General features: G+C 74.3%; 14 protein-coding genes and 2 rRNA genes. 8 read left to right on the top strand and 8 right to left on the bottom strand.

From position 1 onward, the window contains the following. Positions 1-125: 125 nt before the first annotated feature. Positions 126-710: a GNAT family N-acetyltransferase gene (locus ACFVHB_RS07410; protein ID WP_380316556.1), complete on the top strand. Its 585-nt coding sequence runs from the start codon at positions 126-128 to the stop codon at positions 708-710. A gap of 184 nt (positions 711-894) precedes the next feature. Then, positions 895-2100: a winged helix-turn-helix domain-containing protein gene (locus tag ACFVHB_RS07405; protein ID WP_380316553.1), complete on the top strand. Its 1206-nt coding sequence runs from the start codon at positions 895-897 to the stop codon at positions 2098-2100. A gap of 119 nt (positions 2101-2219) precedes the next feature. On the opposite strand, the gene ACFVHB_RS07400 is transcribed toward ACFVHB_RS07405, so the two are convergent. Both ACFVHB_RS07400 and hpf read right to left on the bottom strand, forming a co-directional pair. Then, positions 2220-2954 (bottom strand): response regulator, encoded by a 735-nt coding sequence (locus tag ACFVHB_RS07400; protein WP_380316550.1) that lies wholly within the window; start codon positions 2952-2954, stop codon positions 2220-2222. A 219-nt stretch (positions 2955-3173) separates the two neighbouring features. Beyond that, positions 3174-3866, bottom strand: a complete 693-nt coding sequence (hpf, locus tag ACFVHB_RS07395) for a ribosome hibernation-promoting factor, HPF/YfiA family (RefSeq protein ID WP_380316547.1) — start codon at positions 3864-3866, stop codon at positions 3174-3176. A 366-nt stretch (positions 3867-4232) separates the two neighbouring features. Here hpf and ACFVHB_RS07390 point away from each other — a divergent pair, with 366 nt between their 5' ends. Beyond that, on the top strand, positions 4233-4982 hold the full coding sequence (locus tag ACFVHB_RS07390; protein ID WP_380316544.1) for a ComF family protein: 750 nt from the start codon (positions 4233-4235) through the stop codon (positions 4980-4982). Between the two features lie 129 nt (positions 4983-5111). Here the strand turns inward: ACFVHB_RS07390 and ACFVHB_RS07385 are convergent, their stop codons facing one another. Genes ACFVHB_RS07385 through mtrA form a run of 3 tightly spaced genes read right to left on the bottom strand, consistent with a single transcriptional unit; the run spans position 5112 to position 9805 of the window. Next, complete coding sequence (locus tag ACFVHB_RS07385) at positions 5112-7001, bottom strand: LpqB family beta-propeller domain-containing protein (RefSeq protein ID WP_380316541.1); 1890 nt, start codon at positions 6999-7001, stop codon at positions 5112-5114. Beyond that, positions 6976-9126: an MtrAB system histidine kinase MtrB gene (gene mtrB / locus ACFVHB_RS07380; RefSeq protein ID WP_380316538.1), complete on the bottom strand. Its 2151-nt coding sequence runs from the start codon at positions 9124-9126 to the stop codon at positions 6976-6978. Before mtrB ends, ACFVHB_RS07385 begins: the two co-directional genes overlap by 26 nt. Position 9127: 1 nt before the next feature. Continuing rightward, positions 9128-9805, bottom strand: coding sequence for an MtrAB system response regulator MtrA (gene mtrA / locus ACFVHB_RS07375; protein WP_030061806.1), 678 nt, complete (start codon positions 9803-9805; stop codon positions 9128-9130). A 287-nt stretch (positions 9806-10092) separates the two neighbouring features. Between mtrA and ACFVHB_RS07370 the strand changes: the two genes are divergently transcribed. The 5 genes from ACFVHB_RS07370 to ACFVHB_RS07350 all read left to right on the top strand — a co-directional run bounded on the left by ACFVHB_RS07370 (position 10093) and on the right by ACFVHB_RS07350 (position 15666). Continuing rightward, positions 10093-11274, top strand: coding sequence for a hypothetical protein (locus tag ACFVHB_RS07370; protein WP_380316534.1), 1182 nt, complete (start codon positions 10093-10095; stop codon positions 11272-11274). A 5-nt stretch (positions 11275-11279) separates the two neighbouring features. Continuing rightward, positions 11280-11951, top strand: a complete 672-nt coding sequence (locus ACFVHB_RS07365) for a DUF4129 domain-containing protein (RefSeq protein WP_380316531.1) — start codon at positions 11280-11282, stop codon at positions 11949-11951. Continuing rightward, a complete protein-coding gene (locus ACFVHB_RS07360; RefSeq protein WP_380316529.1) occupies positions 11948-13198 on the top strand; it encodes a DUF4350 domain-containing protein in 1251 nt (416 codons plus the stop codon). Before ACFVHB_RS07365 ends, ACFVHB_RS07360 begins: the two co-directional genes overlap by 4 nt. 26 nt (positions 13199-13224) lie before the next feature. After that, positions 13225-14214, top strand: a complete 990-nt coding sequence (locus ACFVHB_RS07355; protein ID WP_380316897.1) for an AAA family ATPase — start codon at positions 13225-13227, stop codon at positions 14212-14214. A gap of 141 nt (positions 14215-14355) precedes the next feature. Continuing rightward, complete coding sequence (locus tag ACFVHB_RS07350) at positions 14356-15666, top strand: DUF58 domain-containing protein (RefSeq protein WP_380316526.1); 1311 nt, start codon at positions 14356-14358, stop codon at positions 15664-15666. A 46-nt stretch (positions 15667-15712) separates the two neighbouring features. Here the strand turns inward: ACFVHB_RS07350 and ACFVHB_RS07345 are convergent, their stop codons facing one another. From ACFVHB_RS07345 to ACFVHB_RS07335, 3 genes are all read right to left on the bottom strand, one after another. Beyond that, on the bottom strand, positions 15713-16585 hold the full coding sequence (locus ACFVHB_RS07345) for a DMT family transporter (protein ID WP_380316523.1): 873 nt from the start codon (positions 16583-16585) through the stop codon (positions 15713-15715). 344 nt (positions 16586-16929) lie between these two features. Further along, positions 16930-17046, bottom strand: a 5S ribosomal RNA gene (gene rrf, locus ACFVHB_RS07340). An 80-nt stretch (positions 17047-17126) separates the two neighbouring features. Next, positions 17127-17219, bottom strand: a 23S ribosomal RNA gene (locus ACFVHB_RS07335); the annotation flags it as partial.

The following is a 17219-nucleotide window of genomic DNA, read 5'->3' as shown; positions in this document are numbered from 1 at the left end:
CTCGTGCGAGCACATGGCCTGATAGCACCGCTCACCGGGGCAAACCGGGCGGCTGTCCGGACAGTTGGGCCGCTCGGCCGGTTAATCGGCTGCTCGTATTCCCGCCCTCACGGAATAATCCGTTTATGGAAGAGCAGCACGAAGAGCAGAGCGTGGCGCGGGCCGTCGAACCCGTCGTCCTCACCACCGAGCGCCTGGTCCTGCGGGCCCCGCAGGAGTCCGACGTCGACGCGGTCCTCGCCGCCTGCCAGGACGCGGAGATCCAGCGCTGGACGGTGGTCCCCAGCCCGTACCGGCGCGAGGACGCCGAGTACTTCGTGCGCGATCTCGCCCACAACGGCTGGCGGACCGGCGAGAACCGGATCTGGTGCGTGTTCGAGCGCGGGACGGGCGCGCTGGTCGGCTCCCAGGGGCTCATCAGCTGTCCCGGCCGGCCGGGCGCCGCCGAGGTCGGCTGGTGGGCGACCAAGGAGTACCGGGGCCGCGGGTACACCGCCGAGGCCGCCGCCGCGGTGGCCCGCTACGGGCTCACGGAGCTGGGCCTGCGCCGCCTGGAGTGGTACGCCTACGTCGGCAACGAGGGCTCCCGCGCGGTGGCCGAGAAGGTCGGTTTCCGCTTCGAGGGCACCCTGCGCTCGTTCGCCGAGCAGCGCGGGCGGTTCCACGACGCCTGGGTCGCCGGGCTGCTCGCCACCGACCTCGCCGACTGAGGTCACCGGCCCCACCGCCCCGCGCCCCCGTCGCCCCCGCTGTCCCCGGCCGCACCGACCCCACCGACCTCACGACCGGCGCCGCGGCCGGTCGACCCCACGACCGGCGCCGCGGCCGGCCCCGCCCACCGGCCGCACCGGCCGGCCCCGCCGGTTGTCGGTCCCCCGGTCTAGGCTCGCCGGCATGACCGCTTCGACCCCCGCCGCGATCCCGACCCCGGCCCCCGTCACCACCCTGGGCGCCGACGACGCCCGCCGGATCGCCCTGCGCGCACAGGGCCTGCTCGGGGCGCCGGACCGCCACGGCGGGGTGCGCGGCGTGCTGCGCCACCTCGGTGCCGTCCAGCTCGACACCATCTCGGTGCTGGCCCGCTCGCACGAGCTGATCCCGTACGCGCGGCTCGGCGCGGTCGGCCGCCCGGCCGTCGAGGCGGCGTACTGGGGCGCGGGGGCGAGCTTCGAGTACTGGTCGCACGCGGCCTGCGTCCTGCCGATCGAGGAGTGGCCGCTGTTCGCGTTCCGGCGCCGCCGCTACCGCGAGCGCGGCCACCTCTGGGGCCACCAGGTCTCCCCGGAGACGTACCGGCACGTGCTCGACAAGCTGCGCGCCGAAGGCCCGCTCACCTCCACCGAGCTGGGCGGCGCCAAGAAGACCGCCGAATGGTGGGACTGGTCCGACACCAAGATCGCGGTGGAGCGGGCACTGGCCTTCGGCGACGTCGTCTGCACCGCGCGCCGGAGCTGGAAGCGCGTCTACGCGCTGGCCGAACAGGCCGTCCCCGCCGAACTGTTCGAGGCCGAGCCGACCGACGAGGAGTGCCTGCGCACCCTGGTCGCCCAGTCCGGCGCAGCTCTCGGCGTGGCCACCCGGGCCGACCTGCTCGACTACCACCGGCTGCGCGCCGACCAGTTGGACGCGGTGCTGGCCGACTCCGGCCTGGTGCCGGTCGAGGTGGCGGGCTGGGGTCCGAACGGCTCCCCCGCCGCCGCCTGGGCCGATCCGGCCGCGCTCGCCGGCACCCCGCGCGGCCGTCACCGGACCACGCTGCTCTCCCCGTTCGACTCGCTGATCTGGGACCGCGCCCGCACCGAGCGGATCTTCGGCATGGCGCACCGGCTGGAGGCGTACACCCCCAAGCACAAGCGGGTGCACGGCTACTTCGCGATGCCGTTGCTGGCCGGCGGCCGACTGGTCGGCCGGGTCGATCCGGCCCGCGAGGGAAAGACCTTGGTGGCCCGTCAGGTGTCGCTGGACTCCGCCCGGCACGTGGAGGCGCTGGCCGCCGCCCTGCGCGAGGCGGCCGCATGGGTGGGCTGCTCGGACGTGCGGGTGGAGGTGCTGCGGGACGAGGCGCTGCGCCCGGCCCTGGAGGGGCTGCTCAACGCCTGAGGCGGGCCGCGCGGCCCGGCGGCGGCCCAACGGCGCCCGGACGGCGGCCGGGCGGTGGCCGAACGGCGCCCGGGCGGTAGCCGAACGGCGGCCCAACGGCGCCCGGATGGCGGCCGGGGTCACCCTATTTCGAGGATCTTCTCCCGCATCGCGTAGACCACGGCCTCCATCCGGGAGTGCAGCTGCAGCTTCTCCAGGATGTTGCGGACGTGGTTCTTCACGGTGTTCTCGCTGATGAACAGCTCCTTGGCGATCTCCCGGTTGTTCATCCCGGTGGCCACCAGCTTCAGCACCTCCAACTCCCGGTCGGTGAGCCGGGGTGCGGGCACCAGGTCCCGGTCGTCGGAGCGGCGCTGGATCATCGACTTGAACTCGGTGAGCAGCTTGGAGGCCATCGACGGGCTGATCTGGGACTGCCCGTCGGCGACCGCGCGGATCGCGGTGGCGACCTCGTCGGTGGAGATCTCCTTGAGCAGGTAGCCGGTGGCGCCGGCCTTGATCGCCTCGTAGAGGTCGGCCTCCTCGTCGCTTATCGTCAGCATGATGATCTTGGTGCTGGGCACCACGTCCTTGATCGCGGTGCAGGCCTCGATCCCGCTGCGGCGCGGCATCCGGACGTCCATCAGGATGATGTCGGGGAGCAGGTCGGCGGCCTTCAGCACGGCCTCGGCGCCGTCCCCGGCCTCACCGATGACCTTGATGTCCTCCTCCTCCGCGAGCACGATCTCCAGCCCGCGGCGGAACAGCGCGTGGTCGTCCACCACCAGGACGCGGATCGGCTCCCCCCGGTGCGGGGCGTACTCGGGCTCCTCCCCCGGCCCCGCCGCGGGCCCCAGCCCGAAGTGATCCCCCATCCGCTCCTCCCCCGTCGCCGGTCGTCGTGCGCCAATCATTCCACGGCCGCGGCGCCGCCCGGTCACCCTCCGGCGCCGATCGCCCCGCATCGGGTGACCCCGGAAGGCCCCGCGGCGGCCGCACAGCACTCCCGCGACGCCCGCACGACGCCCCGGAAAGCCGGTGACCCCGGCGGGCAACGGCCGCCGGGGTCACCACTCCCAACACTGTTCGGACGGTCAGTCCTCGTCGTCGGACCCGCCGATCGCACCGCCCGCGCCTCCGCCCGCCGCGGCCGTGCCGTCGGTCTGCAGGTGGATGACGCCGTAGTGGTATCCGTGCCGGCGGTAGACGACGCTCGGCAGGCCGCTGTCCTTCTCCACGAAGAGGTAGAAGTCGTGGCCGACCAGCTCCATCTCGTAGAGCGCCTGGTCCAGCGCCATGGGGGCGGCCGGGTGGGTCTTCTCCCGGACCACCAGCGGGCCTTCGCCCTCCACTTCCAGGGATCCCATCATGGTCTTGCGGACGGCCCCGTTGGTCTCGCCCTCCCGCTGCGTCGTGTCCGGCAGCGCGGCCAGGGCCGCGGTCGCCTCGGCGACGCTGATGGGGGTGCGGCCGGTACCGCCCTTGTGCACCCGGCGACGGTCCGCGGACTTGCGCAGCTGCGCGTCGAGCTTCGCCGAAGCCAGGTCGAGCGCCGCGTACGGGTCGCCGGCGGCGGCCTCGGCCCGGATCACCGGCCCACGGGTACGGAGAGTGATCTCCACCCGCTCCGACCGGTCGGCCTGCCGCGGGTTGTGCTCCTTGGACACCTCGACGTCGAGGCTGATCACCTTGCCGTCGAACTTCTGGACCTTCTCCAGCTTCTCGGCCACGTGCTCGCGGAACCTCTTGGGCACCTCGGTCTTGCGGCCCTTGACGACGATGTCCACGCAGAACTCCGATCCCTCGTGCTGACGCCGATCCGGGTGCTACCGGATCGGGCTGAGACCCAGCTGGACCAGCCAATCCACTGCCGGCCCACCGCCCCGCCGCGAACGGCGGAAACGACTGGCCCTCACCTCACTTCCTCCCCACCAGGGACGGTTGAAACCCCCTGGAGCTCATCGAACACCTCACACGGGGTTTTCGCCTCCCCAAGCGGGAATACGGGTACGACCCGGTGCCGCGGGCTGGCAGTCAAGCTGTTGCACCCTGTCTACCCTCCTGCGAGTGAAACATGGGGAAATACCTGGACAACACCCCTCGTACGGCGGATTCTTTGCTCACTCTCCGTGCCGCCGCCGCCAGGAGCAGCCGTGCCGCCCACCTCCAGCCCCTCCCGCCCGCAGACCGCCCACGGGCCGTTCGGCCACGCACTGGCGGGTCTGCTGGACGTGCTGCTGCCCGCCCGGTGCGCCGGCTGCGGCGCCGACCGGGGCCAGCTCTGCCCGCTCTGTCGCAGGGCCCTGCTCACCGCCCGGCCCGGTCCCACCGCGCTGCCCTGGGTGCACGCGGCCGCCCCTTACGCCGACCCGGTCCGCCAACTGCTCCTGGCCCACAAGGAGCGCGGCGCGCTGCGGCTGGCCGGCCCGCTCGGGGAAGCACTCGCCCGGGCCGTGCGCTCCTCGCTCGGGCCGCGCGCCGGGCTGGCGCCCCTGCTGCTGGTCCCGATGCCCTCCGCCCGCGCCGCCGTCCGCGCCCGCGGGCACGACCCGACGCTCCGGCTGGCCGGCGCCGCCGCCCGGTCGCTGCGCCGGGCCGGGCTGGACGTACGGGCCGCGCCGCTGCTGCGGCACACCCGGCCGGTCGCCGACCAGTCCGGACTCACGGCCGCCGAGCGCCGGCGCAACCTGCACGGCGCGCTGACCGTCCTGCCGCGCGCCGACTGCAGGCTGACCGGCCGTCAGCCGATCCTGGTGGACGACCTGGTGACCACCGGTGCGAGCCTCGCCGAGGCCGCCCGGGCCCTGACCAGCGCCGGCCTCCCCCCGAAGGCGGCCGCCACCGTCGCGGCCGCCGTCCCGCACCGGCCGTTCGCCGGAGCGCCGGGCGGCAGCCGCACCTGAGCCCCGCCGCGCCGGCCCGCACCGGGCACCGGGCACCGGGCCCGGGCGGCAGCCGGGGCCGGCCCGGGCGTACGGGCCGTTGCTGTCGGGGGGGGGGCACCGAGGCGCCCGGGAATCAGCCCGGGGGAATCAGCCCGGGTAGAAGAAGGCGGCGGCGTGCAGGCTCGGGTTGACCTCCCGCCACTGGCTGTTCACCAGCCGGTAGATCTTGCCGTCGGAGGCCTGCCGCGCCAGCACCGGCGGCACCTGCGTCGCGGTCTCCCCGCTGAACTCCGACGCCATGGCCGAGGACATCCCCTCGCCGCCCTGCAACGGGGCGTCGCTGCTCTGCGAGCCGTCCGTGCTGATGTAGTGCAGCTGCTGCAGGCGCCCGTTCTCCTTGCCCAGCACCAGCAGCTGGTCGGACTCCGCCCACGACACCGAGGCGACCTCGGTGAGCAGCGGCGCGACCCGGCGCAGGCCGGCGATCTGCGCGCCGGGTGAGTCCTTGGTCCCCCCGTGCAGCACCAGGCCGAGCCAGAGCGACCGCGCCCCGGTGGCGTCCTTCAGCACCAGGGCGATCCGGACGCCGTCCGAGGAGATCTTGAGGTCCTGCACGCTCCTGCCGTCCAGGCCCTCGACCGGGACGGGGTAGACCTTGTTGCCGCGCACCATGAGCACCCGCCGGTTCAGCGGGTCGCGGTCCACCACCCAGAGGTCGCCGCGGCCGTCCCAGCTGGGCGAGGCGAGCGCGTCCTCGGCCTTGTCGCCCTGCCGGGGCTGGGTGGTGAGCACCGGCTCGGGCATCGCCTGCCCGCTGTCCGCGAGCGCCACCGAGTACAGCTGGTGCCCGTTCCCGCTGATCGCCGCCGCGTGTTCGCCGTCCCGGGCGACGGCGATCGGGCCGAGCGGCTGCTTGTTCGGCTGCGGCCGCCCGAGCGGACCGCGGACGGGGGAACCGTTGGTGTCCGCCCCGGCCTCCGTCAGCACGCCGTCCTCGGCGCGCTGGAAGTACTGCTTGTCGGCGGCGACCCCGGCCAGCGCCCCCGGGCCGGTGGCGGACGCCTCGCCGCGGCCGAGCTGGCAGCCGGTGCCGCGCGGGTCCTTCAGCTCGATCCGGTCCACCTGTCCCTTGCCCTGGTCGGCGAGGGTGTAGAGGAGCTGGGTGGCCATCTGCCGGCAGGCGATCGCCGGGCCGAGGTCGACGCCGTCCAGCACCACGTGGGCGGTGCGGCCCTCGTCGACGCCGACCCGGTCGACGACGGCGCCGGCCGGGAAGGCGGACCGGACCACCGGCGACAGCCAGTCGGACGGGCCGGCGACCACGGCCCTGGCGGCCGCGGTCAGCGGGTCTATTCGGCGCCGCAGGTAGATCGGGTCGGCGACCAGGACGTCGGCGCCGGCCGACGCCGCCCCGGCCGCCGTGGTCCGGGCCGACGACGGGTCCTTGGCCGCGTAGAAGAACCGGTCCACCTGGCGGTAGCTGTTGCGGAAGTTGGTCTGGTTGATGATCAGGCCGTCGGGCAGCTTGGCGATCCGCCACTCGCCGCCCTTCTCCCGGACGAAGGTGAACGGCAGCGAGACGTCCCGCTGGCCGTCCGGGTAGGTGTACGCGTGCTTCTCGTCCACCTCGGCGACGATGTTGCCGGGCACCTGCACGGAGACCGAGGTGTCGGCGTCCGTCACGGTCTGGTTGGTCTTCGGGGTGGGGTTGGAGGAGAGCACCTGGATGCCCGCCTCCGGGTCCCAGTGCGCGGCCGCGTCGTCGGTCAGGTACTTGCGCGCCGTCTCGTAGCTCTCGTCCGCGGTCAGCGCGTCCAGGAAGCCGCTCAGCAGCTCGTCCGGCTTGGCGCCCTTGGCGGGCTCCAGCGGGAAGACCCTGACCTGCAGGTTCTTGTCCGCCGAGCCCTGGGACAGCTCGACCTTGCCGATGCCACCGGAGTCCGGCATGGCCGCGCAGCCGCCGGCCAGCAGGGCGCCCAGCACCGTGCCGGCCACCGCGGCCAGCCGCGGCTCAGTCCTGCTGGTGGTCCTTCGCACGCTGCGACCCCTCCGTGTCCGTCCCGCCCGTGCCGTGTCGGGCCTCCGCCGCACCCGTCAGGTCCGGTTCCGCCGTCCGCTGTGCCACCGACGGCCGCCCCGGCGTCGGGTCCACCATGACCTGGGCTCCGATGGCACCGTACCCGGCCCCGGCGGTGCGCACGTCCGAGGGGTCGGCGCGCGGCCCCTCGGGCAGCCGGGGGGCGCCCAGGCCCGGACCGATGCTCAGCACGCCGCCCAGCCCGCTGCCGAAGCCGGCGCCGGAGCCGTCCGGGGTCTCCGGCACGGCCTGCTCCTCGGTGGCGGTCAGCGCGGTGGCCCCCGCCGGGCGGATCGCCCGCCGGTACGGCGTCCCGTAGGAGCCGAGGCCCCGGTTGTTGCGGGAGTCCTCCGGCTCCAACCGGAACGGCGCCCGGCTGATCTCGCCGCCGCGGGTGCGCGGCAGCGTCAGCCGGAAGTGCGAGCCGCCGCCGGGCTCGCCCCAGGCCTGCAGCCAGCCGCCGTGCAGGTGCGCGTCCTCGACCGCGATGGACAGGCCGAGCCCGGTGCCGCCGGTGGTGCGCACCCGGGACGGGTCGGCCCGCCAGAAGCGGTGGAACACCCGGGACGCCTCGCCGGGCTTGAGCCCGATGCCGTAGTCGCGCACGCCGACCGCGACCGCGCCGTCGGCCGAGCCCAGCCGGACCACGACGTCGCGGCCCTCGCCGTGCTCGAGCGCGTTGACCACCAGGTTGCGCAGGATGCGCTCGATCCGGCGGGAGTCGACCTCGGCCAGCACCGGCTCGCCGTCGCCACGGACCACGACCGCGCTGCCCTTGGCCTGGGCCAGCGGGTCGGCGGCCTCGATCACCCGGCCGACGATCTCGCGCAGGTCGACCGGCTCGGCGTCCAGGATCGCGGCGCCGGCGTCGAAGCGGCTGATCTCCAGCAGGTCCGCGAGCAGCGACTCGAAGCGGTCCAGCTGGCCCTGGAGCAGCTCGGCCGAGCGTGCCGCCATCGGGTCCAGGTCCTCGCGGCTGTCGTAGATCAGGTCCGCGGCCATCCGGACGGTGGTCAGCGGGGTGCGCAGCTCGTGCGAGACGTCCGAGACGAAGCGCCGCTGCACCCGGGAGAGCTCCTCCAGCTGGCGGATCTGCGCCTGCAGGGCGTTGGCCATGCGGTTGAAGGACTCCCCGAGGCGGGCGATGTCGTCCGTCCCGGTGACCTTCATCCGCTCCTCCAGGTGCCCGGCGGCGAGCCGCTCGGAGATCCCGGCGGCCATCCGGACCGGGGTCACCACCTGGCGCACCACCAGCCAGGCGATGCCGCCCATCATGATCACCACGAAGACGCCGGCGGTGGCCAGCGTGCCGGTGACCAGGCCGAGGGTGTTGGTCTCCTGGCCGAAGGAGAAGACGTAGTACAGCTGGTAGGTGTCCCCGGGGGTGGGCCCGGAGAACTGCATGCCGATGGCCAGGCCGGGCTCGGTGCCGCCCCCGCCGTCCGGGGCCCGGTGGATCACCGTCGGCTGGTCGAAGATGCCCGCCTCGGTGGAGACCCTGGCCCGGAGGGTCTCCGGGATGCTGTTCGGCAGGATGTCGCCGGAGTAGCGCGGCCCGAGACCGGTGTCCCGCGCCTGGACCGGCTGGCCGTTGGGCAGCATGGCGATCACCGAGTAGACGCTCTGCCCGCTGGCCGCGAGGTCGCCGACCTGCCGCAGCAGCCAGGCACCGAGGTCCCCGGTGGTCGGATCGGTGGTCGAACCGACCTTGAGCCGCAGGTCCTTCGCCTCGTCGATCTTCTTCAGCTCGGCCTGGAAGCCGGACCTCGCCTGGCTGCGCGCGGAGTCCTTCTTGGTCTCCAGCAGGCCGTTGCGGACCTGCGCCACCACCACCACGCCGAGCACCAGCACCACGACGACGGAGAGCAGCAGGGTGGCCGCGACCACCCGCAACTGGATCGAGCGGCGGTACAGCGCCACCAGCCGGTGCAGCGGGCGGCGCAGCTGACGGGTCACCGGTGCGAGCAGGGGCGCGAAGCCGCGCCGGCGGCGGCTCCGGGTGGTCGAACTCAGCACGTCCCCGCGCACGGCGGCGCCCCCGTCGGTCGCGGAACCCGACGGGGTCTCGTCAGCCTGGTACGTCACGTCAGCTGGGCCCGGCCTTGTAGCCGACGCCACGGACGGTCACCACGATCTCGGGGCGCTCCGGGTCCTTCTCGATCTTGGAGCGGAGCCGCTGGACGTGCACGTTGACCAGGCGGGTGTCCGCGGCGTGGCGGTACCCCCAGACCTGCTCCAGCAGCACCTCGCGGGTGAACACCTGCCAGGGCTTGCGGGCCAGCGCGACCAGCAGGTCGAACTCCAGCGGGGTCAGCGGGATGCCCCGGCCGTCCCGCTTCACCGAGTGGCCGGCCACGTCGATCACCAGATCGCCGATGGTCAGCTGCTCGGGCGTCGGCTCCTCGGCGCGGCGCAGCCGGGCCCGCACCCGAGCGACCAGCTCCTTGGGCTTGAACGGCTTGGTGACGTAGTCGTCCGCGCCCGACTCCAGCCCGACCACGACGTCCACCGTGTCCGTCTTGGCGGTCAGCATGACGATCGGGATGCCGGACTCCGCCCGGATCTGGCGGCACACGTCGATGCCGTCCCGGCCGGGCAGCATCAGATCGAGCAGGACCAGGTCGGGCTTGGTCTCCCGGAACGCGGCTAGCGCCTTGTCCCCATCCGCGACGAAAAACGGCTCAAAACCCTCACCACGCAGCACGATGCCGAGCATCTCGGCCAGTGCGGAGTCGTCATCAACGACGAGGACGCGTCCCTTCATGCCTCCATCTTCTCATTACCGGATTGTGACCTGCCGCACAGCAGTCCCTTTGCTCCAGAACGGCCAAGTCCCCGCCCGGTGAATTCCGGCCATACCGGACGAATGTCCTGGCGCGAACCGATCCGCGAGCCCCCGCGGCGACCCACCGGGCGCCCGCCGGGCCCCCGTTGCCGTTCAGCAACCGGATACCCCTGGGGCCCGTCCGAGCACCATGGCACGATGGGCGCTGCGCGCGGGTGAAGATCCACCCGGCCCCGCCAACCCTGACGCCCCTCCGAGGAGCAGTGATGACCGACACTCCGGGCTGGGCCTCGCCCAGCTCGTCCGAGCCGCCCCGCGACGAGGTCCGGCCCCCGGCCGACGCACCCGCCGCCGTGCCCGGGCAGTCGGTACCACCCCACGGCGCACCCGCCGCGCCCCCGGCCTGGGGCGCCGGCGGCCCGCAGTACGGCCAGTACGGCGCCCCGGGCCCGTACGGGCAGCCCGGCCCCTACGGCTGGGGCGCCCCGGTCAGCCCCAAGCCCGGCATCATCCCGCTGCGCCCGCTCGGCGTCGGCGAGCTCCTCGACGGCGCGGTGTCGACCATCCGCAAGCACTGGCGCACCACGCTCGGCCTCTCGCTGGGCCTCGCCGTCGTCGAGCAGGGCGGCAGCCTCGCCGCCCAGCTCGCCATCAACGGCGACACCGGTGAGTTCACCCGGGTCGTCTCCGGCCTGGTCTCCCTGCCCTTCAGCCTGCTGATCGGCGTCGTCGCCTCCGCCCTGCTCACCATGGTGGTCAGCCGCGCGATCCTCGGGAAGTCCGTCACCGTCGGCGAGGCGTGGCGCGAGGCCCGGCCCCAGCTGCTGCGGATGTTCGGGCTCAGCCTGCTCACCGGCCTGATCCTGGGCGGCATCCTGCTGCTCGGCTTCACCCCGCTCATCGGCTACCTCGTGGCCGGTGCGGACGAGCCCGCCATCGCCGGCCTCCTGATCGTCGTCGGCCTGCTCAGCCTTCCTGTCGTCGCCTGGATCTGGATCCAGCTCAGCCTGGCCGCCCCCGCGCTGATGCTGGAGAAGCAGGGCATCCTGGCCGCACTCTCCCGCTCCCGCCGGCTGATCCGCGGCGCCTGGTGGCGGCAGTTCGGCATCAGCCTGCTCGCCTGGGTGCTCACCTTCGTCATCGCGGTGGTGATCGCCACCCCGTTCGCCATCGTCGGCATGGTGCTGGGCTTCGACAGCCTGGTCGACCAGGCGGGCACGGCCGACCCCACCGTCCCGTCCAGCATGCTCGTGATGAACGCGGTCGGCGCCGTCCTCGCCTCCACCCTCACCATCCCGTTCGGCGCCGCCATCACCGTCCTGCGCTACGTCGACCAGCGGATCCGCCGCGAGGCCCTGGACATCGAGCTGGCCCGCGCCGCCGGCCTGCCCGAGTACGGCGGCACCGGCTGGGGCGACCAGGCCGACCCGAATCCGGCAAGGCTCTGAACCGGATGCCGAACTGGGGGGAGACGGTGCCGGCCGCGGGCGGGGCCCCGGTCACCGTTCCGCGCGACCCGGCCCGCGACGCCGTCCGCGACGAGCTGCTCAAGGCCGACTACCACCGGCACGACCCGAGCCTCCAGGAGCGGATCTACGACTGGGTCATGGACCGGATCGACGACGCCCTCGACGCCATCGCGGGCGACGGCACCACCGGAACCACCGCCCTGGTCCTCTTCCTGGTGGTCGCCGTCCTGTTCGGCGGCGCCCTCTGGTGGCGCCTCGGCGCACCCCGGCGGGCCGCCCGCACCACACTCGACGTCTTCGGCGCCGCCGGACCGCGCAGCGCCGCCCAGTACCGGGCCGACGCCGAACGGCACGCCGCCGCCGGCCAGTGGACCGAGGCCGTCCGCGAGCAGATGCGCGCCATCGTCCGGGCCCTGGAGGAGCGCGCCCTGCTCGACACCCGCCCCGGCCGCACCGCCGACGAGGCGGCCACCGAGGCCGGCCGCGTCCTGCCGGCCCACGCCGCCGCCCTCACCACGGCCGCCCGCGCCTTCGACGACATCGCCTACGGCGAGCGCACCGCCGACCAGGGTGCGTACCACCTGCTCCGCGAGCTCGACCAGGCCCTCGAACGCGCCCGCCCGGCCCTCGCCGCGGCCCCGGGAGGAGCGGCATGACCACCACCGCCCCCGGACCGGCCGCACCCCCCGTGCCGCCGCCCCCCGCCACCGCCCCGGGCACCCCGCCCAAGGCCGCCCCCAGCAGCCTCGCACCCACCGGCCGGGGCCTCTGGCTCCGCTCGCGCTGGTTCCTGCTCACCGCCGCCCTGGTCGTGCTCGCCGCGGTCGTGCTCGCCGGCTTCGGCCAGGAGCGCCGCTACCCGCCGCTCGACCCGCGCTCCTACGACCCCTCCGGCAGCCACGCGGTGATCGCCCTGCTCCAGCGCGAGGGCCTCAAGGTCGACATCACCACCACCCTCCCCGCCCGCGCGGGCGCCCACGACACCCTCGTCGTCCCCGAACCCGACCTGCTCGGCCCCGACCAGCTGCGCGCCCTCGCCGCCGCCAAGCACTCCCGGCTCGTCCTGCTCTCCCCCGGCCCCGCCGCCCTCAGCGCGCTGGTCCCCGGCGTCCGCCCCTCCGACGAGGACGGCGGCCCGCCGTACGCCCGGGTCCGCAGCACCGAGGCCCAGTGCTCGCTCACCGAGGCCGTCCGGGCCGGCAGCGCCCACCTCGGCGGCCTGCTCTACACCACCGGCAGCCGCGGCGAGGGCTGCTACCCGCGCGGCCACGGTTACCCCCTGGTGGCCGTGCCGACCGGCAAGGACACCGAGGTCGTCGTCCTCGGCAGCGGCGACTTCCTCCGCAACGAGCTGGTCAAGAAGGACGGCAACGCCTCGCTCGCCCTCGGTCTGCTCGGCTCGCGGCCCGACCTCACCTGGCTGCTGCCCGACTACTCCGCCCCGCTCCCCGACGGCGGCGGCCACAAGACGTTCACCGACTACATCCCGGACGGCTGGCGCTGGGCCGCGTACCAGCTCGCCGTCGCCGCCCTGCTGGCCGCCTTCTGGCGCGCCCGCCGGCTCGGCCCGGTCATCAGCGAGAACCTGCCCGTGGTGGTCCGCGCCGCCGAGACCACCGAGGGCCGCGCCCGCCTCTACCACCGGGCCAAGGCCCGCGGCCGCGCCGCCGACGCCCTGCGCCGGGCCGCCGTCCACCGCCTCGCCCCGGCCCTGGGCGTCCCGCCCGGCGCCGGCGCACCCGACCCCACCGCTCTCTGCGCGGCGATCGCCGACCGCCTCCCCGAGCAGCCCGCCGGGGACGTACGGGCCCTCCTGTACGGCCCGCCCCCGACCGACGACGCCGCACTGCTGCGGCTCGCCGACGACCTCGACGCCCTCGAAAGGCAGGTACGGAAGCCGTGACCGAACAGGCCACCGCCCAGCTCCGCATCACCCCCGGCCCGGCGACCGCCGACACCCCCGCCGCCACGACCGACCCCCGGCAGGCGCTGACCGCCCTGCGCGCCGAGATCGCCAAGGCCGTGGTCGGCCAGGACGCCGCCGTCACCGGCCTCGTCGTCGCCCTGCTCTGCGGCGGCCACGTGCTCCTGGAAGGCGTCCCGGGCGTCGCGAAGACCCTGCTGATCCGCACCCTCTCCACCGCGCTCAGCCTGGACACCAAGCGCATCCAGTTCACGCCCGACCTGATGCCCGGGGACGTCACCGGCTCGCTGGTCTACGACGCCCGCACCGCCGAGTTCTCCTTCCAGCCCGGCCCGGTCTTCACCAACCTGCTGCTCGCCGACGAGATCAACCGCACCCCGCCGAAGACCCAGGCCGCCCTGCTGGAGGCCATGGAGGAGCACCAGGTCACCGTCGACGGCGAGCCGCGCGCCCTGCCCGTCCCGTTCCTGGTCGCCGCGACGCAGAACCCGGTCGAGTACGAGGGCACCTACCCGCTGCCCGAGGCCCAGCTCGACCGCTTCCTGCTCAAGCTGATCCTGCCGCTGCCCGACCGGGACCAGGAGTACCAGGTCCTCGCCAAGCACGCCTCCGGCTTCGACCCGCGCGACCTCGCCGCCGCCGGCGTCCGCCCGGTCGCCGGCCCCGAGCACGTCGCCGCCGCCCGTGAGCAGATCGCCAAGCTCACCGTCTCGCCCGAGGTGCTCGCCTACATCGTCGACCTCTGCCGGGCCACCCGGCAGTCCCCGTCGCTCTCCATCGGCGTCTCCCCACGTGGCGCCACCGCCCTGCTCGCCGCCTCCCGCGCCTGGGCCTGGCTGGCCGGCCGCGACTACGTCACCCCCGACGACGTCAAGGCGCTCGCCCTGCCCACCCTGCGGCACCGCGTCGCGCTGCGCGCCGAGGCCGAGATGGAGGGCGTCACCGCGGACTCGGTGATCCAGGCCGTCCTGGCCCAGACGCCCGCGCCCCGCTGACCCGCCGGTCACGCGAGACCTCCTCCATCGCATCGAAGCGTCACCACCGCTGGGACCGCCTCAGCCGCTTCAGCCGCTGAGCACTTCGACCGCTTCGACCGCTTCGACCGCTTCCACCGCTTCGACGAAGGAGCGCACCGCATGGCCCTCACCGGGCGAACCGCCCTGCTCGCCGCACTCGGCGCGCTCGTCGTGGGCCTGCTCCTGCCCTCCTGGACCGGCATCGCCGCCGTCACCGGCGCGGTCCTGCTCGCCGTCGCGGTCGACCTGGTGCTCGCCGCCCCGGTCCGCAGCCTGCGGATCACCCGGGGCGGCGACACCACCGTCCGCCTCGGCGAACCCGCCTCCGTCGAACTGACCGTCACCAATCCGGCCGGCCGCCCGCTCCGGGCCCGCGTCCGCGACGCCTGGGCCCCGTCCGCCTGGCAGCCCGGCACCGGCACCGCCGCCTCCCGGCACGTCCTGCGCGTCCCCGGCCGGGAGCGACGCCGGGTCACCACCGTGCTCGTCCCGAGCCGCCGCGGCGACCACCACGCCCGCAAGGTGACGATCCGTTCCCTCGGCCCGCTCGGCCTGGCCGGCCGCCAGGGCTCGCACCTCGTCCCCTGGACGATCCGCGCCCTGCCGCCGTTCAACAGCCGCAAGCACCTGCCCTCCCGGCTCGCCCGACTGCGCGAACTCGACGGCCGAACCTCCGTGCTGACCCGCGGCCAGGGCACCGAGTTCGACTCCCTGCGCGAGTACCTGCCCGGCGACGACGTCCGTTCCATCGACTGGCGGGCCAGCGCCCGCCGGCACACCGTCGCCGTCCGCACCTGGCGCCCCGAGCGGGACCGCCACATCCTGGTCGTCCTCGACACCGGCCGCACCTCCGCCGGCCGGGTCGGCGACGCCCCCCGGCTGGACGCCTCGCTCGACGCCGCCCTGCTGCTCGCCGCACTCGCCACCAAGGCCGGTGACCGGGTCGACCTGCTCGCCCACGACCTGCGCAAACGCGCCTCGGTGGCCGGCCGCTCCCCCAACGAGATCCTGCCGGCCTTCACCAACGCGATGGCCGTCCTGGAGCCCGCGCTCTACGAGACCGACATGCGCTCGCTGGTCGCCACCGCCCTGAAGATGGCACCGCACCGCTCGCTGATCGTCCTGCTCACCGGGCTCGACGCCGCGCCCGTCGAGGACGGCCTGCTGCCGTTGCTGCCGCTGCTCACCAAGCGTCACGAGGTCGTGCTCGCCTCGGTCGCCGATCCCCACCTGGACGAGCTGGCCGCCGGCCGCGGCACCGTCGAGGCCGTGTACGGCGCGGCCGCCGCCGAGCAGACCCGCGCCGACCGCCGGCTGACCGCCGACCGGCTCACCCGCGCGGGCGTCACCGTCCTCGACGCCCCGCCGAACGCCGTCGCACCGGCCCTCGCCGACACCTACCTCGCCCTCAAGGCCGCCGGCCGCCTCTGAACCTGACGGACCGGCGGCCTCCTCACCGCCTACCCGCCTCCTGGCGTCACCGGCGCCCGCCACCGGCCGGAGCGGTCAGCAGCACCAGGCCCAGGGCGAGAACGGCCAGCCCGCCCCAGGAGACGGCCGGCAGCCGCTCGCCGACCACGGTCACGCCGAGGACCGCCGCGACGGCCGGCTCGGCCAGGGTCAGCGTCGTCGCGACCGACACCGCGGTGCGCCGCAGGCCGCGCCCGAACAACCGGTACGCCAGGAAGACGGTGAACAGGGCCAGGTACAGGGCGACCGCCGCACCGCGCGGGACCGCCAACCAGTGCGGGCCGGTGAACAGCACGAGCGGCAGGACGAGCAGCGCGGCCGCCCCGAACAGCACCCCCATCACCGCGTCCGAGGAGTACCCGCCGCGCGCGATGAGCCTGCCGCCGATCAGCGAGTACGCCGCGTAGGACAGCCCGGCACCGGTGGCCAGCGCGACGCCCGCCAGGTCCACGGGCTGGGCGTGACCGGCGAGTTCGGGCCCGAGCACCAGCAGGGTGCAGCCCAGGACGGCCGTGGCGGTGGCAGCGGTCCACCGCGTGGTCGGCCGGCCGTCCCCGGCGAGCCAGGCCAGCAGTCCGGCGAAGACCGGCGCACTGCCCAGCGCGATCACCGTCGTCACGGCAACCCCGGTACGCGCCACCGCCGGATAGAAGGTCACCGGGTACCCCGCCACCGCCAGGGCGCCCAGACCGAGCAGCCAACGCTCGGAGGTCGTGCAGGCACCGGGCAGCGAGCGGGCGCCCCGGGAGGTCAGGAACAGCAGCAGGCCGCCGACAGCCAGACCGGCACAGCCGATGGCTGCCGGCGGCGCCCCGGCCGGCGCCATCGAGCCGGCGCTCCCGGTCGTCCCCCACAGCACGGCGGCGATGAGGATGGGCACGGGCCCGCTCAGCAGGTCGGCCCGGCCCGTCTGGCGGGACGGGACGACCGGGCGGGTGGAAACATCAGCATGGGTGCGGTTCGGCACAGTCGTGGTCTTCCGTCGTCGAATGCGTCGCCGAGTGGCGTCGGGAACGGGATTCGAAACGGGCGCACGACAGGACCCCTGGCCGCCCTGCGGGCCGGCCGGGACTGCGGATCAAACCACCATCAGCGTCTGCGCCCGTCAGGCGCAGAGCGGTGGCAGAACAACGTGCCAGTAGGTGTTCACCCGGAAATCGTACCTGAGGCACAACGCAAAGAACCCCCACCCGGGATCCGGGTGGGGGTTCTCTGTGAATGATTGTTCGGCGGCGTCCTACTCTCCCACAGGGTCCCCCCTGCAGTACCATCGGCGCTGTGAGGCTTAGCTTCCGGGTTCGGAATGTAACCGGGCGTTTCCCTCACGCTATGACCACCGAAACACTATGAAACTATCGGCCGCACCCACCCACACGGGCAGGGGTCGTTGTTTCAGAACAACACAGTGGACGCGAGCAACTGAGGACAAGCCCTCGGCCTATTAGTACCGGTCAACTCCACCCCTCACAGGGCTTCCATATCCGGCCTATCAACCCAGTCGTCTACTGGGAGCC

Origin of the sequence: Kitasatospora sp. NPDC127111 (assembly GCF_042677465.1) — a bacterium.
GTDB lineage: Bacteria > Actinomycetota > Actinomycetes > Streptomycetales > Streptomycetaceae > Kitasatospora.
The sequence above is the reverse complement of the archived record's forward strand: the minus strand, read 5'-3'. Positions and strand labels throughout refer to the sequence as shown.

What these genes read in the sequence shown, in the direction of transcription:
- ACFVHB_RS07410 (WP_380316556.1), top strand. Translation starts at nt 126, where the DNA reads ATGGAAGAGCAGCACGAAGAGCAGAGCGTGGCGCGGGCCGTCGAACCC.
- ACFVHB_RS07405 (WP_380316553.1), top strand. Translation starts at nt 895, where the DNA reads ATGACCGCTTCGACCCCCGCCGCGATCCCGACCCCGGCCCCCGTCACC.
- ACFVHB_RS07400 (WP_380316550.1), bottom strand. Translation starts at nt 2,954, where the DNA reads ATGGGGGATCACTTCGGGCTGGGGCCCGCGGCGGGGCCGGGGGAGGAG.
- mtrA (WP_030061806.1), bottom strand. Translation starts at nt 9,805, where the DNA reads ATGAAGGGACGCGTCCTCGTCGTTGATGACGACTCCGCACTGGCCGAG.
- ACFVHB_RS07370 (WP_380316534.1), top strand. Translation starts at nt 10,093, where the DNA reads ATGACCGACACTCCGGGCTGGGCCTCGCCCAGCTCGTCCGAGCCGCCC.
- ACFVHB_RS07365 (WP_380316531.1), top strand. Translation starts at nt 11,280, where the DNA reads ATGCCGAACTGGGGGGAGACGGTGCCGGCCGCGGGCGGGGCCCCGGTC.
- ACFVHB_RS07360 (WP_380316529.1), top strand. Translation starts at nt 11,948, where the DNA reads ATGACCACCACCGCCCCCGGACCGGCCGCACCCCCCGTGCCGCCGCCC.
- ACFVHB_RS07350 (WP_380316526.1), top strand. Translation starts at nt 14,356, where the DNA reads ATGGCCCTCACCGGGCGAACCGCCCTGCTCGCCGCACTCGGCGCGCTC.